Here is a 25172-nt window from a genome sequence, read left to right as displayed (position 1 = left end):
CCTCCATTTTTATTGTAATTTTACAAATAAAAAGAGTCTCATATTTTTAGAGACTCATCATTGTACTATAAGTGCTATATTGTCCGATATCGAAGGCTTTTATACTCATTATTTTCCATATATTATGGAGTGATAATCCTAATTCAAAATGAATTTGGGACATAAAAAAAACTCCCCGAGTAGGGCTCGAACCTACAACCCCACGGTTAACAGCCGTGTGCTCTACCATTGAGCTATCGAGGAATATGTTGTAATTTTAATACCCAACGGGTTAGATGTCAATACCTTTTTAAGGTTATTTATGTATGTTTTTTTACTGTAGTGATGTGTATTTATTTGGTTCTATTTGGTGATGAACATTTTTGATATTAGTATTGAAATTAAAAATCCAGTATGTTATAATCAAATTCGCTCGATATTAAAATGCCATATATGCAGTTGTGGCGGAATTGGCATACGCGCTAGATTCAGGTTCTAGTGAGGGTTTCCTCGTAGGGGTTCAAGTCCCCTCAACTGCATCCGTTAAAAAGCTCGCAACCCTAGTAAAATCAATGGGTTGCGGGTTTTTTATTTCTCTGAAATTCTGTTAAACTCTGTTAAAGTGCCTTTTTATGCGGCTTTTTGCGTGAATCACCTTTAAAATTAACAATATTGTTCATCTGCACAGTCTCGCTAATATCTTTATAGAATTTTACTCTACCCAAGTATGTTTTACCTTCTTCTTTAGATATAAGGTCTTGAACGTACTCTTGCGTTTGTTGTACAGTCTCATGCCCTAACTCTCTCTGAATTACATGTAAAGGTACCCTATCTAGATAACATATACTGGCATATGTACGCCTGATATCATGCATCGACCTTTTGTACGGTAATCCAGTACGCTTATTAATGGTTTCGATTGTTTTAATAAAGCGTGGGCAATGGAGCCGGTCATTATCTCGGTCTGTGAAAAGATATTCTGACTTTATTCCCATTCCTTTTCTAACGGATAAAATCAATTTCAGAACTTCTACTGCGTCTTCAGTAAGATTTATGTTACGATTAGAAGCCGTTGTTTTTGGAGGCTTAATGCTGTATGTATGAGTCTTTTGATTTCGTGTTTCGGTTCGCTCAATCAGTAAAGTTTCATTATCTTCGTCAAAATCGGTAACTTTTAAAGCTGCTAACTCTCCGCAACGAACTCCAGTAAAAAATGTGAGTAATACGCCCAATAATGCGAGCGGTTGTAGTTTATTTGTAGGAGCCGCATAATTATCCAAGATATATCTTCGTATAACTCCCACCTCAATTTGCGTATACGAACGTTCACAAGGCTTCTGTTTCGTTGTTTTGAATTCGTTTTTGGGAATTTCAATGAACTTGAACATATCTTTGCTGTGGCCATAAGGCATATTAAACTTTTGTTTAATCGCATAGTTATATATTTTATTAATCAGCGATTTAACATTAGTAAACGCTTTCTGAGTAATGCCACGTTTAATGCAATCGAGAAAGAACAGTTCGAACTTATCTGCATCTATTTGGGTGATAGGAGTTTTATCTATTACACTATCTTTCAAATATTGATTGTATAAACTTTCATTACGATACATCGTCACTGGTTTAACCTTACCTCCGCCCAAAGGGTCTTCGTGCCACCGATTATATTGACACTCAAATGTTGAGTTGTCTAAGTTTTCTAATTCTTTACTGATATAATACTGGTATATCGCTTCCTCAACGTCCTCCTTCCTTGCTTTATTAACCAACCCCGGTTTCTTATAATCCTGTGGATGTAGTTTGGTATAGTACCTTCCGTTGCTAAACTGATTAATAGGATGTACCTTTTCAACATGGTCTTTAATAATCTTATTTCTTCTTTCCATTTGCATCTCAAGAGCTCTTTCATAATCAATTATACCATCATCAACCAGCTCCTGCAATTTTTCCGATAATTTTACTTCTGTTATTTTTTTCAACATATTAAATCCACCTTTCTGACAAGGCAGTTTGTTGTTTTCTTGTTTTGCCTCATCGGAAAGAAGATGATTGAATTATGAAAGCTTGGTTTTTTAGTTATATGATTTTCTATAATTTTTCAGAATTCTATATAACTAAAAAACTCGTTTAAAATAATCGCTCCATATTATTGGCATCAAATTAAAAGGGGCCATAATGTATGGAACAATATGAATTAAGGAAAATTATAGGAATTGATGCTTTGAAATTGGTAAGTTTCAGAATTATCATAGTAAATGAAGAAATACTTCATGAAGCCGAACGCAAGAAGTTTATTGAAGTTGAATATGCATCGAAAGCTTCTGAAATAATAGGAATAAGAATAGTAAAAGATAGCCTGTTTAAATCTTTACGTTGGGAAAAGAAAAAAACCTCAGACAAAACATATGAGGTATCTTCTTTGGAGCTTACTGTGTCAGCTGACAACAACAATTTAAATCCGTTACTTGTTGATGAAATAAATGCACGATTATCTTCAATTAATCTTCATTTATTAAATGACCTTGGCATAGAGATAAGAACAGACGGATTTGTTGTAAACGAAATTGAAGCTAATATAAACATCCCAATGCCTAAGAAGTTCGAAGACTTACTTCCTCTTTACCGTAAGCTTCTGGCAAACATCCCTTATTTCAACAGGAGTTATAAAGAGTCAGGCAAATTAATAAAGTTAAGAGATAAAGACATGGACTCATCCCCAACTGCTTATGAATGTTGCAATCAGGGTAAGACAGTTAAAGGCAGTATAATTTGCTACGATAAAGGCGAGGATTTACGACGAAAGAAATGTATGGATTTACATGACAATATACTTCGCATTGAACTTAAAGCCAGTAAAAATAGAACTGTAAAAAAGCTATATGGAACTACCTCTTGGAATGAATTCACAAACGAAAGAGTGTATCAAGCATATTTCAACAATATCATTTCCCAAATACACCTTTATCTCAATAGCGTATACTCTCCATACTGTTTGAAACTTGGTGGAAAATTAATAAAAAAGCATAAAAGCAAAAAGAATACATGGTTGGTTAATTTGATTAAAGAAATAGAACAACTTAATAAAAGAGATATCCCCTTAATACTGGATTGGCAAGACCTTTTACCTGCCTTTAGGGCATTTGATACATACAGACATCTTAGCAGAGTAAAAGGCGCATTAGAAAGAGCTGCAACGAATACCTCAATCGGACACGCTTACCGCATCTGTTTAGACCTTTTACTTCATGAAATGGACGATATATATAATAACGGTATTGTAAATACAAAAATTACAATAATAAAATAACAGGGCAAATAGGGATACGATTATGTGTCCCTTTTTTTGCGCCATGATATGGAGCAGACCCTATGTGACGAAGGCAACAAATTACGGTATCAGTTAATAATCAAGTTTTGATTATGTAATATAAATACATTCCATTTTGCCACAAAACTTCAGATATCCATCAATCAGTTCGTTCATATTATCATCAAATAAAAAAATACGAGGCGATCTAAAATGAAAAGAGACAGCGTTGAAACATTGTTAGATGATATTACGAAAATACATGAAGCCGAAACCACATTTCTTTCTGATTATGAAATATTAAATGTCTGGAATGAGCGCATTACACAACTATCGATTATTTATCATACGTTTTTTTATGATATAACTGGTGACGAATACATATATCATCTTTTTATCATAGGCTTAAAGGAAACCGTTCGTAATTATAAAAAAGCACTACGGAGATGTGAAGGTTATGAGAAAGAGAATTATTGATGCAATTTCATTCACAGGTATATGGACATGCCCCATAACTTATTTTCTTATCTTTGAATGCTTCAATGAATTATATAAACGCAGCATTATCATTACACCTTTACTAGAGCGAGCAATATTAATGCTAGGATTGCTGCCAATGATGTGGATTGCATATGTAAATATTCTTTCCTATGAAAAGGATGATAAGCGATGTTTTAATTTAGGTGAAGGTTTCATATCCGAAATGAGTCATGAAAAGAGAAAGGCAACCTATCCACTTATTCCAACCAAATTATTGGTCGATAAACATAAGTTTAATGATGGATTTATTTTAGGAACAAAAGACAAACGACATTACGTCAGTTATCCCATCGAGACAAACTCACTCCCAAATACTATTATCATTGGTTCAACAGGTTCCGGTAAAACCTCATCCTTTTATATCAACAATCTAGTTACAATGCTAAATCAATCGCAAAGTCAAACTACGATATATGCTATTGATGTAAAAGGAGAACTACATGAAACATGTGTATCACAGTCTGATAAAAACGTAATGGTTGTGAGTTTCGATAAAGATAAACAGTCCGATGAATTTTATGGATGGGATGTTTACTACAATTTAAATGCTCAATCCGATGAAAACCAGAGACTTGAAGTATTTAATACAATTGCCAGTGCTATCATAATATCCACGTCTGATAAGGACGGATTTTGGGTAGAAAACAGCAGAACCCTTTTTGTCGGTTTACTTTCCTATTATTATGATAAGCATTTTGACTTTATACAATCGGTATCGGAAATATTAAAAAATGATATTTCCACTCTGATAGAAGAAATCATTGAAACCAGTTTGCCCGAAACCATTTCTTACAGATGGTTGTACAAATATTATAAAAAATCAAATAGTAGTTTTGAGGATATCATAACAACAATGACATCCAGCCTATCCGTCTTTAATCTTCCAGTGGTTAAATCAATTTTAAGTACCAAAGAGAACAAAGCATCACCCAAGGTTTTTGACGAGGGTAAGTCCATATTTTTAAATATTCCAGATTATCTACTTGAAAGTCTAAATCCTGCGTTTCGGCTAATCACTACAGAAGTATTTGAGTATGTTGAGCGAAGGAAGTCGGATAATCCTCTTATTATGTTGCTAGATGAATTTCCAGCATTAGGATGCATCTCAAAGATAACTCATTATATGTCAATCTTACGTTATCACAACTGTTCTATTTGGTTATCCATTCAAAGCTATTATCAGCTTCAAAAGCATTATTCCGTACCTGACGCTAAAATAATTTTGGATAACACTAAAATCAAATGCATCCTTGAGATATCCGACACCGATACAGCCAAAATGGTTTCAGATTGGTGCGGTTTTTATCAAGAAAAAAAGAAAAGCACAAATTCAAAAGGAGGTCATAGCTCTACGACAGAACGCCTTCCTATTGTAACAGCAACTGACCTGATAACATTATCAAAAAAGGAAGAAACAATATTGGTCATATCTGGGATTGGTTATCTTCGGGTAAAAAGGGCAAGTTATTTCAAAGATTCATATATCATGGGTATAATCAGAAAAATCCATGCGGAAAAGGAGGATGATTGATTATGAATAAAAGAGAATTAACAGATTTACAAATCAAGCACAGACAACAACGCCAAATTCAAGAAGAAATACATGACCATAGAAAAACGATTCGCAGATATATTGTTCGGGGCGAAAAGATGGAGAAAGAAATTCCCGTTATCAAAAACTTAACTGATAATGAATTTGAGCAGATGTTGAATAATTTGAAATCGATATTATGAATACATTAAAGTCATAAAACAATAGCGCAATTATATACCATGAATTCATGGTAATTATATAAACGCCTACGGCTAAATTGAAGAAAAAGGAAGTGAAGCGTTATGGCAATATTTTATTTCAAAATACATATCATATCTCGTGGCAAAGGTGGTTCTGCTATAAGTGCAGCTGCATATCGAGCCTGTCAGGAATTGTATAATCCATACGATGGACGCATTTCTGACTATACTCATAAGGCTGGAAATGTATACAGCCAAATATTTATTCCTGATAATACTCCTAATTATTTACTTAATCGCGAAAAATTATGGGGTAGCTTAGAGGAAGCCGAAAAAAACAAACGAGCCCAGTTGTGTCGAGAAGTTACCGTAGCCTTACCAAAAGAATTAAGCCTAAAAGAACAGATTGAATTGGTTAAAGCATATGTTACGGAAAACTTCTTGCCAAAAGGAATGGTCTGCGATATCAATATTCATGATAAGGGCGATGGAAATCCTCACGCTCATATTCTTTTGCCAATGAGAGGAATAGATGAAAATGGACAATGGGAAAATAAGCAGCGGAAAATATATATGTTAGATGGAAACGGTAATAAAATTTACGACAAGGAAAAGAAGCAATATGCTTGTCGAACTGAACCCGTGAACAACTGGGGCAACAAAGAGAATTTAATAACATGGCGAAAGAATTGGGCAAGGGAAGTTAATCAGGCATTAGAGCGAAACGGAATTGAAGCCAAAATTGACTATAGGTCATATAATGAACAAGGTATAAAAGATAGATTACCACAAACCCACGAAGGCAAGAAACATCATATTGTGGAAGATACATTTTCTTTAAATATCAACCAACAGATTAAAGAGTGCAATCTTTTAGGCTCAATGATAGTTCAAGAGATGGCATTAATATACAAAGAATATACTAAGGACGAAGAAGAACGGAATCGAAAAAGATGACTTTTAGATTATCATAATTTTGGGGATACAATCAAATGTGCACATTATATATTGGATTTTATTGACAGAAACACATTCGGTAGCTATAATAAGTAAAACAAAACGACGCTTCCGGTGTCGCTGTGGGGTGTATTAATATCCTCTTAAAAGATTTAGCTCAAAAAAATGTGACTATATCGTATAATGTAATAATATAAAGACCATCGAAAGGGGTGAACTCAATATGAGGTCAAAACGAGGTAACTACTCAGTACAGTTGAAGTAATCTGTTAGCAGATTGTACTGAGGTTAATTAATGTAATTTGCTAACAGGTTCAACTGTACTGACTCGTAGTAATTAATAATTCAATTAATGAAAAGGAGTACAGTTATGAACTATTTGGTAGAGATAGCAAAAAAGAATAAGTTTCTAGTATGTATATATTTATTGTCAGGCATTTTAATTGCCTTCTTAAGTAACTTTAGTGCCAATTACTTTCAGCGACTTATAGATAAGTTTAATGATGGAAGTTTAGCAGTAAGCAATATCATTATTTATGGATTTGTCCTTGCTATAGTATGTGTTCTCGATTATTTGGACGAATACCCTGGACGCAGCCTCGAACACGGCATCTATATAGATTTAAAATTAAAAGCATTAAATAAAATAAGCCGTATAGATTATCAGGTATATCAATCTATGGGAACCGGCAAGCTAGTCCAGAAGATAGAGAATGGCGCATCCGCTGGCAAAGGCGTTTTATTTGATTTCTTGTTTTGTTTATTCCGGCAATTATGTCCATCCATTCTATTTAGTATGATTTTTATTTATAGCATCAATAAAAAGGTCATGCTTATAATATTAATAGGTTATATTGCTGTGTTTTTTATTACAAATTTGCTCCTAAAGGTTTTATATCAAATCAAGGAACGTATTCTATCAAATGAAGAAATGATGAATCATATTCTGGTTCGCGGATTCATGGAAATGGTCGTGTTCCGAATAAATAAGAGATTTAAGCATGAAATTGAAAAAGCGGAATTAGCAAAAAAAGAAATAGTAAATTCGAAAGTTAAAATGACACTTATTCATGAAGCTTTTTTTGCGATTTTTGCATTATTGGTGATTGTAATTAAAATCTTTATCATCGCTTACGGATGGGTAACTAAATCCTTAAGTATTGGAGCAATTATAGCATTGATTACTTTGATAGATAATGCATATACCCCAATTGCCATTTTTAATGTCCTGTTCGTACAATATAAACTGGATAGAACAGCATTTAAGAGGTATACCGATTTTTTAGATTCGGAAAATGATGAGCAGCTTGATAAAGGAGAAAAAATAACATCTTTGAAAGCTGATATTTCTTGTACTGGATTAAAATTTTTATATGATAATAGGGTTGTTCTGGATAACTTTGACTTGAATATCAGACATGGAGAAAACGTTGCTCTTGTGGGAGAAAGCGGTTCCGGTAAATCGACATTGATAAAATTGTTATCTGGATTGTTAAAGCCACAAGGTGGCAAGATATCGATTGGTACATATGAGTTAAATAATATTGATTTAAACAGTTATTATGACTGTATTACATATATCACTCAGGAATCACCGATATTTGATGGAACATTGCGAGAAAATCTAGTGTTTGATAAAAATGTAGAAGACTACGAAATTATCAAAGCCTTAGAGCAGGTTGAATTATTGGATTTATACAATAAGTTGGAAAACGGTTTAGATACTGAACTAGGAGAAAGAGGAACTGCTTTATCTGGTGGTGAACGCCAAAGACTGGCTCTAGCCAGACTATGGTTTTCACAGGCAAATATTATTATATTAGATGAAGCAACATCAGCAATGGATAATATAACAGAAGAAATTGTAATGAACCGTGTAATGGATTTATTACGAACGCAAACCGTTATAGTCATAGCTCATCGTTTAAACTCTATCAGGAAATTTGAACATATTGTTGTTTTAAGAGAAGGTCGTATTGTTGGTCAGGATAGCTTTAATAAACTACTGGAGAATAATGCATACTTTAAAGATTTATACTATGCAAGCACACGCGATTAATATCATAAATAACGGCAAGTAACCCTTTATTGCGGGATTTTAAAAGGCAAGTGCACATACGTTGGTCACTTGCCTTTTTACAGATGAAAGAGCTCTATCTCCTTTCCTTATAAACTGTTAAACTTCTGTTAAACTCTAATTTCTAACGCTGAGACCTGCATAAACAGGGTCTTCCAGCTTCAGTGTCGGGTTCAAGTCCCCTCAACTGCAGTTAATAAAAATAAGTTGGTGACATTAGTCATCAACTTATTTTTATTTACGGAAGTGGGGAGTTGAACCCCGGGGGGTTCTTACCTGAACGAAGTTCAGGTTGTCCCCATCAACTGCACTATTAAGAACTGTGAGTGACGTAAGTCAGTCATTATTTTTTTACTACTAAAGTGGGACTTGATCCCCATTGGTTAAGTGAACGAAGTTCAGGTTGTAACCCCACTGCATCTTTATAAAACAAGCGTTTCGGTATTTAGATGATAGGTGTTGCACGTTTGATTAAATATTGTTTACATATACAGTTATATATTATATATTTAAATCAAAGTAATAAATATATGTAATATTAGGAGATTAATAGGTGTTATGGCATCAAATAGTGCGCGTAGGTATGATCATCTTACTAGTTCTATCAAGTCTGGAAATGTAATTATTTCAGGGATTATGGCTATCGGTATTTTTTCTCCTATCATTATTTTTTTACTGATTCGTTTTGTAGATAATCAGAAGAAGTATATCTATAGCAGTATGCTTATTTTAATTTCTCTATTATCATATATAGAATTTTATACGGAGTATAAAGTCTTTGTTCCTGCCATTTTAAAACCATCTTATTCTTATTATACCTTGCTGGCTAGCCTACTAATAAGTGTAATCTGCATACTTGGTAATTTTGTGTTAAACATAAAATGCAAATTTAGAAAAAGTATGAAAAGTAAATTATCTTAGCTATGGTCGTGAAAGAATATGGCTGCTTCTGTAATTTTTCCGGCATATTTAGGCAAAGGATGCATAAAATTATCTTTAAAGAAAGAAGGGGAATTATGAAAGTTCGTAAGGCATGCAACCTATTAAGACTACACCGTGACATGATTAGGGATATCCGGGAGGATTCACCTGATTTGGTCTTTATCCGCTCGGTCTGTGCAGGAAAGGTAGATGATGCCGTGGGTATGTTCCGTGAAAGGAAGCTGTTCTGGGATGAGCCTCCGGTTATCGATGCCCCCTATGGCAGATATGAAGGCCTCGATGGTGTACGAACCTTTGCTGAAGGCTTTCTGGCACGCTTTCATGCTACTGAAGCCACTGTTACACCGGTATTCCAAACCATCTCCGGCGGAAGAGTTGCTCTTGAGGCTGTCATAAATTTTGTTGTAGACGACGAAATTGAAGAAGTACCCATGTTTATTGTTGTTGATCTGAGAACCCCCAGACTTCTTGAGGAAGTAAGAATATACTGTCACTATACTTTTGTTCCGGATCTTACTCCCTACCGTAAGCCGATCTTCCAGCCGGCACATTATGAGATGGGTGATCCCGGACTTATGACCGGAGCTATGCGCTGTTATTATGAGGCATTACATCATGCGCCCTATTGCAGCGCCGAACGTATCCATAAGTCCTTTGCTCCTGATTGTATCGTAGGCGGATATGAGCCATGGGGTTCACAGCTTAAATCCCGTGAGGAAATGGCTGCAGATGCCCACAGCTTTGGTAATTTTCTCAGTACCTACATACCTGCTTGTGTTGGTATGAGATACGAGACGCTTATCGATGATGGCCGTACATGTGTAATTGAATGGGTACATATTGTATCAAAACAGGGTCAGAAAGAGCGCAATCGTATTGCCATGTCTGCAATAAGTGCATATACGCGTAATGATGATGGCTATCTCTGCTCCGTACGCATCTGTGACTACGCTGGCCACGAAGGTGAGATTGACTGGACCAAGACTCCTGTTTCAAAGGAAGAGGCCTGCTCCATCAACCTAGTGGATGAATTTCCAAAGGGCTGTGGTATGAAGCCTCAGCTGGAGGATTGAATAAGTTAAGCTTAGTGTCACTTCCCTTATCACTGTGGAGTGATTTGATATCTGCAAGTGCTGGCAATTAGTTTTATAAATAACACTAAGTTCTAAAAAGAGAGGCGAATACAAAGCCTCTCTTTCTTTCCGTAGCGGGTTCCTTCACATTGTTATTTTTTAGTTACTGTTACCTATCGAAATCCTATCAAATACGCTACGTCTCTCCTGATTGAACTTCGCATAAAACTCTTCTCTCTTAGCTACTTCCCTATTATCCCATATAAAAACAGCTGATGAATCTGCCTAATTCTCGCAGGTGTGTCATCATCATATTTCAGTTTGCTCCCTATAGTATTTATCGCTTCTACATAATCTAAAATTGTATCCGTATCAATTGATGCATCAATACAGCCTTCCCTCTTGCCATATTCAATGTAATCACGATAAACTTTTGCTTTGCTGCGGTTTATATTCTCTACAAGTAATTCCACCATCGCCGGATCAGCAAGTGCTCTTTCTGAAAAATACTCTGATACAGAGTAGCTTATTTCTTCTGTGCAAAGGGACAATGCTTGCTTTATTTTGTCTTCAAAGCTAATGTCTTTTTTAAGTATTTCCGATGCCCGCAGCAAAGCATCATGTATGATAATATTCGCACACTCCGTCACTAATGCCTCTTTACTTCCAAAATAATTATAGATTGAAACCTGTGATACATGGGCCTGTGCTGCGATTTCTTTTATACTGACATTCGTAAACCCTTTCTCTCTGAAAAGCGTCATCGCCACATCTATGATAGAAGCCTTTTTCTTTTCTGTTGTTATCTCATATTTATTCATCATCAACACCTCATTGACAGTATATCATAAAAGGCAAAACTTTGAAATAGAAATATTAAAATTTCAAAGTTGTTGACAATTTCGATAGATGGGGTATGCTAACTTTGAAATATCGTACCAAATATTTCAAGGTTTGAACTAAGAGGAGGAAATAAAGTGGTGTCTCGAATCATTTTCTATTTCACTGGAACTGGCAACAGCTATGCAGTTGCAAATAAAGTAGCAAAGGAATTAGGAGAAACAGAGCTAGTCCCAATAACCAGAATAAAAGATTTTCCCATAGAAAAGTATAGCATGGTTGGCATTGTCTATCCTGTTTACTACATACATGCGCCAGAAATTGTTATTCGTATGTTGGATCATATCCATTTCTATTCATCTCAACAGATTTTTATTATTGCAACACATGCTGCATCCTGGGGATATGCTTTATCAGACGTGAAATCCCTGCCTGCTTTTTCTGACTGCAGGCATGTTCAGGAATTTCGAGTAAAAATGCCAGGTAATAATATACTTGAATATGGTGCCTTTCCACAATTCTATCAGAAGAATATATTACGAAAGGCTGATCGTAAAATCAATGAAATCGTCACTACCATTATTAATAAGGAATCTACCAAGTCAATAACACCTAACTTGTTAGCACGACTATTCAAACAGAATGGAGAAGGCAAGACGCAGGTATTTCATGATTTAGGGGAGAAATTCTATGTTACGAGTAATTGTCAGCATTGTGGGGTATGTGAAAAAATCTGCCCTGCAAAAAACATTGAACTATCAAATGGAAGCGTCATTTGGGGAAACCAATGCCAATGCTGTATGGCCTGTATACAATGGTGCCCACAAAACGCAATAGCACATCCGGCCTTGAACCATAAACGAACGAGATACACCCATCCCGATATAACACAAAAGCAATTATGGAGGATATAACAATGAAGGGAAAGAAAAGAATGAGAACCTGGCTAGTAATGATAAGTGTCATCATAGTGATCTGTGTTACATTGTATCAGCCTCTAATTAACTATCTGTCAAAGCAGGCGGCAAATCCCACCGGTATTATTGGAAGCATTATGACGAGAATCTGGTCCGTTTCCTTTCGAGATATGAACGAATGGAGTTATTCTCTTATGAACCTAAACGATGAGGATGTTATTTTGGACATCGGTTTTGGTAGCGGTTCCGGTATCCAGCATATGAAAGGAATGAATAGAAAGAATACGATTTATGGAGTCGATATATCCGAAGAAGCTGTGAAGACTGCATCCACGCTAAATAAAGAATATATAGACTCCGGTGAAGTTATATTAACCGTAGGAGATGTCGCTTACTTGGATTTTGAAGATGAGTTTTTTAATCTTGTGATTGCAGGACAAACTCATATTTATTGGGATGAACTTGAAAAAGGATTATCAGAGTGCTACCGCGTTCTGAAAGAGAGAGGAACCTTATTTATTGCATGTGAGATTGACAAAATAGAATATCATCTTCCTGAATACAAGAATTCGGAGGATTTTACAAATCTATTATATGAGATTGGATTTAGTGAAATTAATGTAAAGACTCACAATAATTACATAGCATTTATCTGTAATAAATAATCGTATGGTAATGATATGAAAAGAAATTAAACAAAGATTTTATTTGCATTTTACTGGTAAATTATTGTAGAATAAATAATCAAAATCAATCGAGTCCTTAAGACAAAGGGCACCCTGTTTATCTCCGATCCAACTCCAAATGAGATTGATGTGAAGCGGTTTATAGATACTTTTATGCAATTTAAAGATGACGGACATGTTCGTTTTTATATGAAATCTGAACTGATAGACCTCGCGAATAGACATGGTTTTGAATTATGTAAATCTTTTGAATCGAATATTCGATTTCCTAGTGATCGGACAGAGAAGTATCTTCAGATTGCTGATAGTATTGATCCAAAAGTGATCGAAAGCTATGAAGTTGAAATAAAATATGGCCAATTATATATTACTGAGCAGGTCAATAACCTGTTATTTCAAAAGTTATAGGTATTCATACTAGGTATGACCATATGAGGTTGAATTACAAATAGTAGCAACACATATCTAATGTGTTTTGCTAATAATATAATCAGGGGGGATATTTATGAATAAGGAAATTGAACAGCTCTTATATGAAAATGGAGCCTCCATGGTAGGATTTGCAAAGATTGAGGGACTATATAATAGCGTGGATTTGAGCGGTCCCAGAAGTGAGGATTCCGTAACGGAACCGATCGATATACCCCGGTATCCTTATGGTATATCCATCGTACTTGCCTATCCTGGCGAGATAATTAAGAACATCAGCAATGCTCCCACACTGGAGTATTATGATGCCTATCATCGTGTAAATGATAAGCTGGATGCTTTGGCAAATCTATGTGCCGGTTACATAAAGGAATGTGGTTACAACGCATATCCACAGACGGTTTCATCCATCAAAGAATATGGCATATTTCGAACCATTATGCCACATAAGACGGTAGCTGTACACGCAGGCTTAGGTTGGATTGGTAAAAGCGCTTTATTTGTAACGGAACCTTATGGCTCTGCTATTCGCTTGACCTCCGTATTGACAGACGCCCCGATTGACTATAATCAGCAAATTCCTCATTCAAAATGTGGCGGCTGCATGCTCTGCACCAATGCATGCCCCGGAAAGGCTATTTCCGGTCGTAATTGGAGTCCGGAACTTGATCGGGATGAATTTTTTAATGCTTTAGCTTGTCGAAAAAAGGCCAGAGAAATTGCTGCCAATGCTATCAACAAACAGATTACTTTATGTGGGAAGTGTGTGGAGGTCTGCCCCTATACCAGAAAGTATACAGCAAGTGCCGCTACAGCTTAGTTTATAAGCATTACGATCAACTTAACTAATTAGAATTAATAATATCTAATGAATAGGAGAAGAATTATGAACATATGCAAAGCACAGGAAATCGATTTAGAGGAAATTCTGAAACTTCAATATTTAGCATACCAAAGCGAGGCCAAACTCTTAAATAATTATTCTATACAGCCGCTGACGCAGACTCTGGAAGATTTGATAAAAGAATATAAAAATGGTGTTATCTATAAAGCGATTATTGATCAGCAGATAATCGGTTCCGTTCGTGGTTACGTTCAGGAAGGAACCTTATATATTGGTAAACTAATTGTTCATCCCGATTTTCAGGGCAAGGGTATCGGAACCAAGCTACTGGAATACATTGAAAACGATCATAAAAGTCTTAGAAAAGAACTGTTTACCAGTGATAAAAGTATAAGAAACATCCGATTATACGAGCGTTGCGGCTATACTCCGTTCAAAACAAAGCCCGTATCCGATGATCTTAACATGATCTATCTGGAAAAGGATGCTGCGAAATAGCCTCCCAGCCTCAGTTATAATCTGCTTTTTAGTTTTTCGATCAGATCCTTATCTGCGGGTAACCAATCGACTTCATTTATATGGTCTTTGGTTAACCATCTTGCAGAGGTATGTTCCTTTAGGATCATATCACCTGATATAATCTTACACAAAAAGCAATGCATGGTCAGATGAAAATCCGGATAATCATAGTTCACTATCTCAACTAGTTCTTGCACTTTTATCCGGACATTGAGTTCTTCCATCATTTCACGTACCAAGGCTTCCTGGGGAGTCTCCCCCTCTTCAATCTTTCCACCGGGGAACTCCCAGTAGCCTTTGAAGTCACCATAACCTCTTTCTGTAGCAAATATACTTTTATTCTGTATTATAATCGCTGCTGCCACTTCTATTGATTTCATTTTTACTCCTTCTTTCCTCTCTGCAAGAATCTCATGTTACCTTCTTTCACTTCCTATAACATACTTATTTTTCCATATTGTACTAGCTTTATGAGCTTAAGTAGTGTAAAATAAGAGTTGAATAAAATAAACCAAATAATCACTTCATAATAGAGTAAGGAGGTAACCAATGAATATGAAAAACAACGCCACTAATATCAATACCGTTACTAATACATCGGAACCGAAAATGAATTACGATACTCACGTACCCGCATTATTATTTCTACTTATAGATGCCTGTATCCTTGTTGCTTCCTATCTTCTGGCATATTACTTAAGATTTTATAGTTTCCTAGCAACCAATTTTCATGGGGAAATACCCCCTCTTAGGTATTATGCGGAGTTCCTTATATATGTTTTACCCTGCTTTCTATTGTTAAATTATATCTTTCAGTTATATTCAAACATTAGGAAAAAGGGAATCATTCGGGAGCTTTTAGGTATCGTTTTATCCAACCTGTGTGGCATTGTATTTTTTATGAGTATATTGTTCCTCCGGCAGGAATATCATATCTCGCGTACTTTTATTATTGTGTTCTTTCTTATTAACATCATCCTTAGTATCACTTTAAGAACGATACTTCCCAAACTGGTTAAGTTCACCAAAGCCTGTTAATATCAATAGGGTGTCCCAAAAGTCTGGAATGGCTTGAGTGACACCCTATTGATACTAATAATTCTCGTTTTAACTAATAGCACTCTTCATCTTCTTCACATACTCTTCGATATAAGGAACACAATCCTTTCCGTACTTTGCACATAACTTTACAATAGCGGAGCCGACAATGATGCCATCGGCCTGCTGCGCGATTGTCCTGGCCTGTTCCGGAGTAGATATTCCAAAGCCCACCGCACAGGGAATATCCTTTGCTTCCTTCACCAGCTTCACCATACTTCCGATATCCGTGGTAATCTCACTTCGGGTTCCGGTAACACCTAATGAGGATACGCAATATACAAAACCGGAGGCTTCCTTTGCAATCATGGTAATTCTGGACTTGGAGGTCGGAGCAATCAGTGAAATCAGATCCACTCCATATTTCATGCATAGCTCGCTGAATTCTTCCTTTTCCTCAAATGGAATATCCGGTAATATCAGTCCATCCATACCAATCTCCTTGCAGGTTCTGATAAAACGCTCTGCGCCATAAGAAAACACTACATTGGCGTAGGTCATAAAGGCCATCGGAACCTTTACTGTCTTTCTTAGCCTCTTAACCATATCAAATATACTGTCCGTTGTTACATGACCTGTTAGTGCACGAACATTTGCTTCCTGAATCACAGGTCCTTCTGCTGTAGGATCAGAAAATGGGATTCCCAGTTCAATTAAATCCGCACCTGCTCTCTCCATAGCATATACGATCTGCTCTGTCACTTCTAAGGATGGATCACCGCAGGTAACAAATGGGATAAATGCTTTTCCGTTTTCAAATGCTTTCCTTATATTACTCATATAAATCCTCCCCTCTGTAGCGGGCAATCGCCGCACAATCCTTATCGCCACGTCCGGATATATTGATTACCATGATTTCATCCTTTCTCATCTTCGGCGCTATCTTAATGGCATGTGCAATGGCATGTGCACTTTCAATTGCTGGTATAATTCCTTCGGTTCTTGACAGATATTCGAAGGCCTCCACCGCCTCCTCATCCGTTATGGCAACGTATTCGGCACGACCAATATCATGAAGATATGCATGCTCCGGTCCAATTCCCGGATAATCCAATCCTGCAGAAATGGAGTAAACCGGTGCAATCTGCCCATACTCATCCTGACAGAAATAAGATTTCATTCCATGGAAAATACCTAATTTCCCTGTATTGATCGTTGCTGCTGTCTCCAAGGTATCAATTCCTCGTCCCGCAGCTTCACAACCAATTAGTTTTACCTGCTGATCCTGTAGAAAATGATAGAAAGCACCTATGGCATTGGAGCCCCCACCAACACATGCCAGCACCACATCGGGAAGCCGACCTTCCTTTTCCATAATCTGTTCTTTAATTTCCTTACTGATAACTGCCTGAAAATCTCTTACCATTCCCGGAAATGGATAGGGACCCATGACAGAGCCTAATACATAATGGGTATCCTCAATTCTGGAGGTCCATTCACGAAAAGTCTCTGAAACAGCATCCTTAAGCGTAGCTGTACCGGACGAAACGGGGTGAACCTTCGCACCCAGGAGCTTCATACGATATACATTTAGCGCCTGCCGTTCGGTGTCTTCCTTTCCCATGAATATCTCACATTCCATTCCCATCATGGCTGCCACCGTAGCAGTTGCTACACCGTGCTGACCCGCTCCGGTTTCCGCAATGACTCTTGTTTTTCCCATCCTCTTAGCTAGAAGCATCTGTCCGATTACATTGTTGATCTTATGAGAACCGGTATGATTGAGATCCTCTCTCTTGAGATAGATTTTCGCTCCTCCTAAGTCCTCTGTCATATGTTTCGCGTAAAACAGGCGGCTTGGCCGACCTGCATATTCATTTAGCATCTCTGAAAGCTCCCTGTTAAACTCCGGGTCGTCCTTATATTTATTATAAGCCTCTTCCAGCTCAAGCATTGCATTCATCAGGGTTTCCGGTATATACTGTCCACCGTGAACACCAAATCGTCCCTTTGACATGTTCATTCTCCTTTCATTCCCTTTAATATGTAGGTGATTGTGAAACTCTAAAGATATCTTAATTGTGTATACAGCAGATATCTGTTCCTGCACAAACCCGCTCCTTCCGCTATGGTTTGCTTCGGAACAGGTACCCACTGTATACACAATGGCCATATTTAATTTCGCAATTATAAAATTAGTTTCTTACCTTCCGGGCAATACCGGAAGCCTCTCTCATAATTGCTTTGATCTTATCTGCATCCTTAACTCCTGCGCTTAGCTCTACTCCAGTCATAAGATCGATATATTCTGCTTCTGTATTGTATAGCATATCGGCAATATTATCCGTGTTTAATCCTCCTGCCAGGATTAATCTTTTATTCGTAATCTGTCTGATTCTCCGAAACATATTACAATTAATGAGCTTACCGGCTTCTGAAGCATTGGATGCTTCCCTGCTATCCACAAGAATTGCAGATATCTTTGTTTCACTCAACCGTTTTATGATATCCTCCAATTCAGTGGTCCCAAACTGCAACAACTGTTCCTGCGGGCCCAGCGGTACGGTCTTAATCGTATCTATCCCGGCTTCAGACAGGCTTTCCGCTATCACTCTTGTATCCTCCAGGGTTTCATGATAATGAAGCTGAACCATATTCGGTCTTAATTCCATAGCCAATCGTATAATATCCTCCGATTTTCCTCCTGTGACAATGCAGGTTTTGTAGGAAGGAGTGACTAGCCTCATCAGGTCTTTTGCTTCTGCTTGTTTCAAATTCCATGGAACCGGCTTCGGATAGTCCACCACAAAGCCCAATACCTCAATTCCTGCATTCATGCATTCCTGCACATCCTCCGATCGTTGAAGGCCACATATTTTTACGGACACCGGCGAACATAGCATTTGGTAGAACACCGCTGTATTTTCCGCTTTCCAGATTGCAGTTCCGACCAACGCACAGTCTGCTCCTGCCCGAATAGCGCTTCTGACATCGTCGGGGCTTGCCAGGGAACTTTCACTTACCAGAATTGCTCCTTTGGGTGCCTCCCCTGCCAGTGCACAGGTTGTGCCAACATCACCGTTATCACATTCCAATTCCAATATATTACGGTTGTTAATTCCTACAAGCTTTGCTCCAAGCTCTGCAGCGTACCGAAGCTCTTCTCTGGTATGAGTTTCTACAAAAGGATCAAGCCCCAGCTCCAGTGCTTCATAATATAGTCTGGTAAGCTCCTCTCTTGAAAGACAGGAGAACATAAGCAGGATTGCGGATGCCCCATATTCCTTCGTCTTGATTAGATCCTCCCTTGTATGAATAAAATCCTTCCGGAGTATAGGAACACCGGTGGCCTCTGCAATGCTTTTTAGGAGTTCCATGGAGCCCTTAAACTGTTCCGACTCCGTCACCACTGATAATACAGGCGCTCCTGCATCCACCAGAGTTTTTGCAACCTCAACCGGATTTCTCCCCTGTAGTAAATCTCCCTCTTTTGGAGAAAAGCATTTAATATCCGGAATCACCACATGTCGTCCCTGTTTGATTCTATTTTCCAGTTGTTCAATGAACTTCATCCCAACCTCCAAAATACCTCTTATGGCAAATCAACTCACGCTGATATTCTCTTTCTGTATCACTACAATACTTCTAGAACTGATTTGATTTCTCCACCAAATCCCTCAGCTTATTCCTGGCTGCACCACTGTCAATAATCTCTCTAACCTTAGCTATTCCTTCTTTAAAATCAGCTGCTTTACCACCAATAATCAGCGCTCCTGCTGCATTTAATATCACCGCATCCTTTTTTGGCCCGCTAATGTTTCCGTCGAATACTCCTTTGATTGTTACCGCATTTTCTTCCGGTTTTCCTGTTTTAATATCCTCCAGCTTACAACGCTTCAATCCGAAATCCTCTGGCGCAATCTCATAAGTTAGCATTTCTCCATCCTTTAATTCCATTATTTTTGTTTTTCCAAGAAGGGAAATTTCATCCAGGCCATCTTCTCCGTGAACAAACATGGCTCTCGTATAACCAATCTCCCTGGCAACAAATGCAACCTGTTCCAAAAGCTCCGGCTTATACACTCCAAGTAGATGTCTTTGTACAAAAGCCGGATTAATCAACGGTCCGATAATTGTGTAGAAGATGGTCTTAATACCAAGAGCTGCTTCCGGTGCAAGAACCTTCCCCATAACCGGATGGAACAACGGGGCATAGATAAATGCGATATTGATCTCTTCAATTAGCTGCTCCGCCTGTACCGGTGTTAAATTAATATTTACCCCTAATGCCTCCAGCACATCCGCACTACCAGAGAGACTGGATATGGAGCGGCTTCCGTGTTTTGCGATTGGGATGCCTGCTGCCGCAGCGACAATTGCGGTGGCTGTGGAAATATTGTAGGTACTGAGGCCACCACCCGTACCACAGGTATCCATCATTGCCGAGTTCACAGCTGGTTTAAGGGGAATGCAATTCTCTCTCATTGCTTTTGCGATATAAGCGGTTTCCTCTAAACTGGTTCCCTTCATTACCAGTGCTACCAGAAAGCCTGATATCTGTCCGTCTGTCAGTTGGCCATTTTTAATCGCAGTGATTATTTCGAACACATCCTCTTCCGTCATATCCTCTCTGTTTGTTAATTTCCTAAGAATATCCTTATACATACATTCTCCTCCTTATGGTATTAATTAATAATTTTATTTTTAGAAATGATAGTAATTAATAGTAATAAAGTAATTAAAGGTCATAAAAAAAGCTTTTATCCTAAATCTCATTTAGGACAAAAGCTTATGCTTCTGCGGTACCACCTAACTTCATGTAATTACTACATGCTCTCTAATCAGTGCATTCTAACACCTATTCCCTGTAACGGAGGACAACCGTTGGACATTACTCAGCTCGCGCCTTTCTTTCCACCTTCATGAGTCCATTCATTAGGAACCTGTCTGCTGCAATCACACCAATCTGCAACTCTCTGGATTTCGATTGTACCTAACTACTCTTCTCAATCATCAGTTTGATTAATATTTATGTCATTCTACTACAGATTATTCCATCTGTCAAATGTAATTTTATTGCTGTTCTCTTACTCTATATTTATATTCCTGCAAAAATTTACGCTATGTTATTGTTGCTTGCTACCGCTCATTCTTCTCCAGACATTCTAACAATTCTTTTTTATTAATAAGCTTAAAGCTATTTCCGTAATAATCGATAAGTCCTTCGTCCTTCATCCGTGCCAGCTCCCTGCACATCGAGGTTCTCGCCACATTCAGATAATCAGCGAGCTCCGTTCGATTGAGCATAATCTGAAACATACTGCTGCCACGGTCATTGGATTCAGCGATTAAAAAGCTTGCAATCTTCTCTCTCATTCCCTTCAGAGAGAGCAGCTCCAGCTTACGATTCAGATTAACATTCTTCTCTCCCAATACCACCATCATATTCTGTATCAGCGTAATATGAAAGTTACATCCATTGCCACAGGACTTGATGATTCTTGCATAAGGGATAAATAGAATTTTCGAATCCTCCTTTACCCGTACAGTAACCGGAGAAATACGACTTTTTGTACAGATAATCCCCTCCGCGAACATATCCGAGGGCTCTAAAAATGCAACGATATGCTTGTTGCCGGCCAGGTTTTCCTTCATGATCTCAACCACTCCGGTCAGTACAACTCCAACGGTACTGACTTCATCACCAGCTAAAAAAACATATTCCTCTGAACGGAAGCCTTTTACCTGTGCTCCCATGCAGTTCATCATCTTTGCATACTCATCTTCTGCTATGGTACGAAATAAAGCGCATTTTTTTATAATAGGATAATATTTTTCCACCGGTACCTCCTTCTTTCGATGCCATTTCACATTGTAGCTATAGCTACATTTTCAATCTGCTAACTGTATTATACTCATCTTGTTCTTGAAAATCAAGGAAAACAAACCCAGAACAATCATGATACAAGGAATGCACCCGCCTTCCTTGATAACATTAATAAAAAAAGGAGCGTATAAGAATGGAAAATAAGATGTTTTGTTATCAATGTCAGGAAACTGCAGGCTGTACCGGATGTACCCAGTTTGGTGTATGTGGGAAATCTCCCGCTTTATCAAGAATACAGGATTTACTCATTTATACCACCAAAGGGTTAAGTGCTGTTACCACCGCACTCAGAGCACAAGGAGAGGAAATCTCAGCCGAGGTTAACCACTATATTACCATTAACCTCTTCACAACGATTACAAACGCTAATTTTGATGATGAGATCTTCTATCAGAGAGTGTTTGAAACACTGTCCATCAAAAACCGTCTGTTGGAAAATTTGAAAGATACTTCTTCTCTTCCCGATGCAGCATTGTGGAGTGCAGATACCCGTGAGGCACTGGATGAAAAATCCCTTACTGTCGGTGTACTGAGAACAGAAAATGAAGATGTAAGAAGCTTAAGAGAGCTTATCGTATATGGCTTAAAGGGTCTTGCTGCATATATGAAGCATGCCAATGAATTACGTTATGACAACGCTGAGATCAGTGCATTTATGCAGAAAGCACTTGCTGCCACCTTGGATGACACCTTAAGCATCGATGATCTGATTGGTCTTACTCTGGAGACCGGTAAATTCGGTGTGGACGGAATGGCTCTTCTTGATAGTGCCAATACAGGTACCTACGGTAACCCTGAGATAACCAAAGTAAACATCGGCGTAGGCAGCAGACCTGGTATTCTTATATCAGGACATGATTTAAGAGATTTAGAGCAGCTCCTTGAGCAGACTCAGGGAACGGGTGTAGACGTTTATACCCATTCTGAGATGCTTCCGGCACATTACTACCCTGCCTTCAAGAAATATAAAAATTTCATCGGTAACTACGGTAATGCATGGTGGAAGCAGAAGGAAGAGTTCGAAAGCTTCCGTGGCCCGATTTTAATGACTACAAACTGTGTAGTTCCCCCTGCCGCTTCCTATAAAAACCGTCTGTTCACCACAGGTGCCACCGGAATTACCGGATGCGTTCATATTGAAAGAGATGAAAACGGTATTAAGGACTTTACACCGATTATTGAGCTTGCAAAGACCTGTGAGCCTCCGATTGAGATCGAACAGGGTGAAATTATTGGCGGATTTGCGCATAATCAGGTTCTTCAATTGGCGGATCAGATTGTTGAAGCAGTTAAATCTGGCGCGATTAAGAAATTCTTTGTTATGGCAGGCTGTGATGGTAGACAAAAAGCAAGAAATTATTATACAGACTTTGCGAAGGCACTTCCGAAGGATACTGTAATATTAACTGCAGGCTGTGCTAAATATAAGTATAACAAGCTGGATCTAGGTGACATCAACGGTATACCGAGAGTACTGGATGCCGGTCAGTGTAATGACTCCTACTCTCTCGCATTAATCGCCCTCAAGTTAAAAGAGGTATTTGAGCTTCAGGATATTAACGAGCTTCCTCTTGCCTTTAATATTGCATGGTATGAGCAAAAGGCCGTTATCGTTCTTCTTTCCTTACTCTACCTTGGAGTGAAGAATATTCACTTAGGACCGACATTACCTGCTTTCCTATCCCCCAATGTAGCTAAGGTTTTAGTCGAAAACTTTGGTATTGCAGGAATCGGTACAGTAGAGGATGACATAAAGTTATTCTTAGAATAATATTACTACTACGAATAGGCAATGCAGGGCTGTTGCATAATATACTTACATGATTATGACTTACCTCTCACACAGACAGAAGTACATGTCACTGATTTTATATGTCTCAGGTGAATCTAAGTATTCGCCTGAGACATACAAAATACAGTAACAAGTTCTTCTGACAGTGCATTATGGTAAGTTAGAGCAACCGACCATGTATAAAGGAGTATTTTATGAGTGCATTTTTAGGTCCAATCCATTATTGGTTATATAATAAAATTAAGCTCCAACAGGATATCGTAGATAAACTCTACCTTCTCGGAGAAAGCTATGGTGTATCCTTAAGAGAATACTGTGAGGAGACCTTCGGTACCTTTGAAAACAAACCGCTGGAGGAAATGATAGATCAGGGGAATATCCACGGATGGTTGCAGGAACGGGTATCCCAGGTTGAATATAAATATGCTTATTGTATTACAACCTTACTGGCTTCCCATCCGGAGTCACTGACTGAAATTCAGAGCATCGTATCAGCCAATGGCAAAACGTTCGCTCAATCTATGAAGGACACCCTTCAGAATCCATCCGATGTATATAAAGCAATCTCTGATCTTCTACTGGATGGTATGCCCTGTGATCATGCGAATCGTCTTGTTGCAAATAATGAGAACGAGGTTATCTGGTCCCGTGCAACCTGTGTTCACAGCACCTATTGGGATGAAGTGAACGGAGATATCTCGATCTATTACGCCCTACGGGACTATTGGATCGAAGGCTTTGTAAGCGAACTGGAAGCTACAGATCAATTGCGGTTTGCTTTTGACAGACCGGATGAAGTATCCTACAGAATAAGAGTAATTAATAAATATCATGAAAGAGAGGAAGTGCATTCATGAATCGCAGTATAATCCTGATGATGGAGGAGCACCAATCCATCCTTCGCATGCTGGACGTTGTACGAAACGCATGTTATGGAATCCTGAAGGGAGCTTCCATTTGTTATGAAGACTTTGAGAAAATGATTGATTTCATACGAAATTTTGCTGACGCACACCATCATGGAAAGGAAGAGAAGCTGTTATTTCATGAAATGGTTACACACCTTGGTCCGCTAGGAAATAAACTGATAACCCATGGGATGCTTGTCGAACACGATTCCGGTCGTTTGTTCATCAAGGAATTGGAGGAAGCGTTGCAACGGGTGAAGTCCGGTGATGAGATGAGCAAGCTTGATGTAATTGCAAATGCCATCAGCTATACTCATCTTCTAAGAAGACATATCGAGAAAGAGAATTCCGTCGTATACACCTTTGCTGAACGCCAGTTATCCCCCGAAATCCTGGAAAAAGTAGATTCGGACACGGAACTGTTTGAAGCAGATGCCTGGAACCAGGGCATTCAGGAACGTTACCGGGATCTCCTTGTATCCTTAGAAGAGAAGTATTTACACAAAGAAGAATATTAGCACTAGTCGGAACAAGAGCTCTGTACTTTAGAGCCCTTGTTCTGACGAAGAACCGATAGAAGGGGCAAATGCATAACATACCAGCAGGGATATCACTTACCATAATACACTGTCGGAAGAACTTGTTGTAAAATTTGTATGGATGAGGCGAACTTTTAAGTTCGTCTGATACATACCAAATTTTG

Annotated in this window: 24 protein-coding genes, 2 tRNA genes and 1 other annotated feature; of the genes, 17 read left to right on the top strand and 9 right to left on the bottom strand. The window is 38.1% G+C overall.

Features of this window, described 5'->3' with window-relative positions; genetic code table 11:
• Window positions 1-171: 171 nt before the first annotated feature.
• Window positions 172-243: transfer RNA gene (locus tag H0486_RS00870), tRNA-Asn, on the bottom strand.
• Window positions 244-434: 191 nt separating this feature from the next.
• Between H0486_RS00870 and H0486_RS00865 the strand changes: the two genes are divergently transcribed.
• Window positions 435-518: transfer RNA gene (locus H0486_RS00865), tRNA-Leu, on the top strand.
• A gap of 78 nt (window positions 519-596) precedes the next feature.
• Here the strand turns inward: H0486_RS00865 and H0486_RS00860 are convergent.
• Window positions 597-1961 carry a tyrosine-type recombinase/integrase gene (locus H0486_RS00860; RefSeq protein ID WP_228351223.1) on the bottom strand — a complete coding sequence of 455 codons (1365 nt, stop codon included), beginning with the start codon at window positions 1959-1961 and terminating at the stop codon, window positions 597-599.
• 197 nt (window positions 1962-2158) lie between these two features.
• Here H0486_RS00860 and H0486_RS00855 point away from each other — a divergent pair, with 197 nt between their 5' ends.
• The 8 genes from H0486_RS00855 (at window position 2159) to H0486_RS00820 (ending at window position 10609) form a co-directional block, all read left to right on the top strand.
• Window positions 2159-3286 (top strand): hypothetical protein, encoded by a 1128-nt coding sequence (locus H0486_RS00855; protein WP_228351222.1) that lies wholly within the window; start codon window positions 2159-2161, stop codon window positions 3284-3286.
• 213 nt (window positions 3287-3499) lie between these two features.
• Window positions 3500-3763: a hypothetical protein gene (locus H0486_RS00850; protein ID WP_228351221.1), complete on the top strand. Its 264-nt coding sequence runs from the start codon at window positions 3500-3502 to the stop codon at window positions 3761-3763.
• Window positions 3744-5357 (top strand): type IV secretory system conjugative DNA transfer family protein, encoded by a 1614-nt coding sequence (locus H0486_RS00845; protein WP_228351220.1) that lies wholly within the window; start codon window positions 3744-3746, stop codon window positions 5355-5357. The genes H0486_RS00850 and H0486_RS00845 overlap by 20 nt, the downstream gene beginning before the upstream one ends.
• A gap of 2 nt (window positions 5358-5359) precedes the next feature.
• Window positions 5360-5560 (top strand): hypothetical protein, encoded by a 201-nt coding sequence (locus tag H0486_RS00840; RefSeq protein ID WP_228351219.1) that lies wholly within the window; start codon window positions 5360-5362, stop codon window positions 5558-5560.
• Between the two features lie 102 nt (window positions 5561-5662).
• Entirely contained in the window at window positions 5663-6517 is an 855-nt protein-coding gene (gene mobQ / locus H0486_RS00835) for a MobQ family relaxase (RefSeq protein ID WP_228351218.1), read from the top strand.
• Window positions 6518-6887: 370 nt separating this feature from the next.
• Window positions 6888-8576 carry an ABC transporter ATP-binding protein gene (locus tag H0486_RS00830; protein ID WP_228351217.1) on the top strand — a complete coding sequence of 563 codons (1689 nt, stop codon included), beginning with the start codon at window positions 6888-6890 and terminating at the stop codon, window positions 8574-8576.
• A 576-nt stretch (window positions 8577-9152) separates the two neighbouring features.
• Window positions 9153-9515, top strand: coding sequence for a hypothetical protein (locus H0486_RS00825; protein ID WP_228351216.1), 363 nt, complete (start codon window positions 9153-9155; stop codon window positions 9513-9515).
• A 95-nt stretch (window positions 9516-9610) separates the two neighbouring features.
• A complete protein-coding gene (locus tag H0486_RS00820; protein WP_228351215.1) occupies window positions 9611-10609 on the top strand; it encodes a hypothetical protein in 999 nt (332 codons plus the stop codon).
• A 242-nt stretch (window positions 10610-10851) separates the two neighbouring features.
• Here H0486_RS00820 and H0486_RS00815 read toward each other — a convergent pair whose 3' ends face one another.
• The gene (locus H0486_RS00815) at window positions 10852-11433 is read right to left on the bottom strand and encodes a TetR/AcrR family transcriptional regulator (RefSeq protein WP_228351214.1); all 582 of its coding nucleotides are present in this window, start codon (window positions 11431-11433) and stop codon (window positions 10852-10854) included.
• A 153-nt stretch (window positions 11434-11586) separates the two neighbouring features.
• Here H0486_RS00815 and H0486_RS00810 point away from each other — a divergent pair, with 153 nt between their 5' ends.
• From H0486_RS00810 to H0486_RS00790, 5 genes are all read left to right on the top strand, one after another.
• On the top strand, window positions 11587-12363 hold the full coding sequence (locus H0486_RS00810; RefSeq protein ID WP_228351213.1) for an EFR1 family ferrodoxin: 777 nt from the start codon (window positions 11587-11589) through the stop codon (window positions 12361-12363).
• A gap of 2 nt (window positions 12364-12365) precedes the next feature.
• A complete protein-coding gene (locus tag H0486_RS00805; RefSeq protein ID WP_228351212.1) occupies window positions 12366-13031 on the top strand; it encodes a class I SAM-dependent methyltransferase in 666 nt (221 codons plus the stop codon).
• A 150-nt stretch (window positions 13032-13181) separates the two neighbouring features.
• Window positions 13182-13460: a hypothetical protein gene (locus H0486_RS00800; protein WP_228351211.1), complete on the top strand. Its 279-nt coding sequence runs from the start codon at window positions 13182-13184 to the stop codon at window positions 13458-13460.
• Window positions 13461-13557: 97 nt separating this feature from the next.
• The gene (locus tag H0486_RS00795; RefSeq protein WP_228351210.1) at window positions 13558-14301 is read left to right on the top strand and encodes a 4Fe-4S double cluster binding domain-containing protein; all 744 of its coding nucleotides are present in this window, start codon (window positions 13558-13560) and stop codon (window positions 14299-14301) included.
• Between the two features lie 66 nt (window positions 14302-14367).
• A complete protein-coding gene (locus tag H0486_RS00790) occupies window positions 14368-14823 on the top strand; it encodes a GNAT family N-acetyltransferase (RefSeq protein WP_228351209.1) in 456 nt (151 codons plus the stop codon).
• A gap of 14 nt (window positions 14824-14837) precedes the next feature.
• Here the strand turns inward: H0486_RS00790 and mutT are convergent, their stop codons facing one another.
• From mutT to H0486_RS00760, 6 genes are all read right to left on the bottom strand, one after another.
• On the bottom strand, window positions 14838-15224 hold the full coding sequence (gene mutT, locus H0486_RS00785; protein WP_228351208.1) for an 8-oxo-dGTP diphosphatase MutT: 387 nt from the start codon (window positions 15222-15224) through the stop codon (window positions 14838-14840).
• Window positions 15225-15951: 727 nt separating this feature from the next.
• Window positions 15952-16722, bottom strand: a complete 771-nt coding sequence (gene trpA / locus H0486_RS00780; protein ID WP_228351207.1) for a tryptophan synthase subunit alpha — start codon at window positions 16720-16722, stop codon at window positions 15952-15954.
• Window positions 16715-17899 carry a tryptophan synthase subunit beta gene (gene trpB, locus H0486_RS00775; protein WP_228351206.1) on the bottom strand — a complete coding sequence of 395 codons (1185 nt, stop codon included), beginning with the start codon at window positions 17897-17899 and terminating at the stop codon, window positions 16715-16717. The genes trpA and trpB overlap by 8 nt, the downstream gene beginning before the upstream one ends.
• Before the next feature lie 178 nt (window positions 17900-18077).
• Entirely contained in the window at window positions 18078-19454 is a 1377-nt protein-coding gene (gene trpF / locus H0486_RS00770; RefSeq protein ID WP_228351205.1) for a bifunctional indole-3-glycerol phosphate synthase/phosphoribosylanthranilate isomerase, read from the bottom strand.
• A 73-nt stretch (window positions 19455-19527) separates the two neighbouring features.
• Complete coding sequence (gene trpD, locus H0486_RS00765; protein WP_228351204.1) at window positions 19528-20547, bottom strand: anthranilate phosphoribosyltransferase; 1020 nt, start codon at window positions 20545-20547, stop codon at window positions 19528-19530.
• Between the two features lie 109 nt (window positions 20548-20656).
• Window positions 20657-20905 (bottom strand) — a binding site (T-box leader).
• 116 nt (window positions 20906-21021) lie between these two features.
• A complete protein-coding gene (locus H0486_RS00760) occupies window positions 21022-21723 on the bottom strand; it encodes a Crp/Fnr family transcriptional regulator (protein ID WP_228351203.1) in 702 nt (233 codons plus the stop codon).
• A gap of 179 nt (window positions 21724-21902) precedes the next feature.
• Between H0486_RS00760 and hcp the strand changes: the two genes are divergently transcribed.
• From hcp to H0486_RS00745, 3 genes are all read left to right on the top strand, one after another.
• Window positions 21903-23540, top strand: a complete 1638-nt coding sequence (gene hcp / locus H0486_RS00755) for a hydroxylamine reductase (RefSeq protein WP_228351202.1) — start codon at window positions 21903-21905, stop codon at window positions 23538-23540.
• A gap of 215 nt (window positions 23541-23755) precedes the next feature.
• Window positions 23756-24418, top strand: coding sequence for a hypothetical protein (locus H0486_RS00750; protein WP_228351201.1), 663 nt, complete (start codon window positions 23756-23758; stop codon window positions 24416-24418).
• Window positions 24415-24987, top strand: a complete 573-nt coding sequence (locus tag H0486_RS00745) for a hemerythrin domain-containing protein (RefSeq protein ID WP_228351200.1) — start codon at window positions 24415-24417, stop codon at window positions 24985-24987. Before H0486_RS00750 ends, H0486_RS00745 begins: the two co-directional genes overlap by 4 nt.
• The last annotated feature ends 185 nt before the right edge of the window (window positions 24988-25172 follow it).

Origin of the sequence: Variimorphobacter saccharofermentans, assembly GCF_014174405.1 — a bacterium.
Lineage (GTDB): Bacteria > Bacillota > Clostridia > Lachnospirales > Lachnospiraceae > Mobilitalea > Mobilitalea saccharofermentans.
The sequence above is the reverse complement of the archived record's forward strand: the minus strand, read 5'-3'. Positions and strand labels throughout refer to the sequence as shown.

What these genes read in the sequence shown, in the direction of transcription:
- H0486_RS00860 (WP_228351223.1), bottom strand. Translation starts at nt 1,961, where the DNA reads ATGTTGAAAAAAATAACAGAAGTAAAATTATCGGAAAAATTGCAGGAG.
- H0486_RS00855 (WP_228351222.1), top strand. Translation starts at nt 2,159, where the DNA reads ATGGAACAATATGAATTAAGGAAAATTATAGGAATTGATGCTTTGAAA.
- H0486_RS00850 (WP_228351221.1), top strand. Translation starts at nt 3,500, where the DNA reads ATGAAAAGAGACAGCGTTGAAACATTGTTAGATGATATTACGAAAATA.
- H0486_RS00845 (WP_228351220.1), top strand. Translation starts at nt 3,744, where the DNA reads ATGAGAAAGAGAATTATTGATGCAATTTCATTCACAGGTATATGGACA.
- H0486_RS00840 (WP_228351219.1), top strand. Translation starts at nt 5,360, where the DNA reads ATGAATAAAAGAGAATTAACAGATTTACAAATCAAGCACAGACAACAA.
- mobQ (WP_228351218.1), top strand. Translation starts at nt 5,663, where the DNA reads ATGGCAATATTTTATTTCAAAATACATATCATATCTCGTGGCAAAGGT.
- H0486_RS00830 (WP_228351217.1), top strand. Translation starts at nt 6,888, where the DNA reads ATGAACTATTTGGTAGAGATAGCAAAAAAGAATAAGTTTCTAGTATGT.
- H0486_RS00825 (WP_228351216.1), top strand. Translation starts at nt 9,153, where the DNA reads ATGGCATCAAATAGTGCGCGTAGGTATGATCATCTTACTAGTTCTATC.
- H0486_RS00820 (WP_228351215.1), top strand. Translation starts at nt 9,611, where the DNA reads ATGAAAGTTCGTAAGGCATGCAACCTATTAAGACTACACCGTGACATG.
- H0486_RS00815 (WP_228351214.1), bottom strand. Translation starts at nt 11,433, where the DNA reads ATGATGAATAAATATGAGATAACAACAGAAAAGAAAAAGGCTTCTATC.
- H0486_RS00805 (WP_228351212.1), top strand. Translation starts at nt 12,366, where the DNA reads ATGAAGGGAAAGAAAAGAATGAGAACCTGGCTAGTAATGATAAGTGTC.
- H0486_RS00795 (WP_228351210.1), top strand. Translation starts at nt 13,558, where the DNA reads ATGAATAAGGAAATTGAACAGCTCTTATATGAAAATGGAGCCTCCATG.
- H0486_RS00790 (WP_228351209.1), top strand. Translation starts at nt 14,368, where the DNA reads ATGAACATATGCAAAGCACAGGAAATCGATTTAGAGGAAATTCTGAAA.
- mutT (WP_228351208.1), bottom strand. Translation starts at nt 15,224, where the DNA reads ATGAAATCAATAGAAGTGGCAGCAGCGATTATAATACAGAATAAAAGT.
- trpA (WP_228351207.1), bottom strand. Translation starts at nt 16,722, where the DNA reads ATGAGTAATATAAGGAAAGCATTTGAAAACGGAAAAGCATTTATCCCA.
- trpB (WP_228351206.1), bottom strand. Translation starts at nt 17,899, where the DNA reads ATGTCAAAGGGACGATTTGGTGTTCACGGTGGACAGTATATACCGGAA.
- trpF (WP_228351205.1), bottom strand. Translation starts at nt 19,454, where the DNA reads ATGAAGTTCATTGAACAACTGGAAAATAGAATCAAACAGGGACGACAT.
- trpD (WP_228351204.1), bottom strand. Translation starts at nt 20,547, where the DNA reads ATGTATAAGGATATTCTTAGGAAATTAACAAACAGAGAGGATATGACG.
- hcp (WP_228351202.1), top strand. Translation starts at nt 21,903, where the DNA reads ATGGAAAATAAGATGTTTTGTTATCAATGTCAGGAAACTGCAGGCTGT.
- H0486_RS00750 (WP_228351201.1), top strand. Translation starts at nt 23,756, where the DNA reads ATGAGTGCATTTTTAGGTCCAATCCATTATTGGTTATATAATAAAATT.
- H0486_RS00745 (WP_228351200.1), top strand. Translation starts at nt 24,415, where the DNA reads ATGAATCGCAGTATAATCCTGATGATGGAGGAGCACCAATCCATCCTT.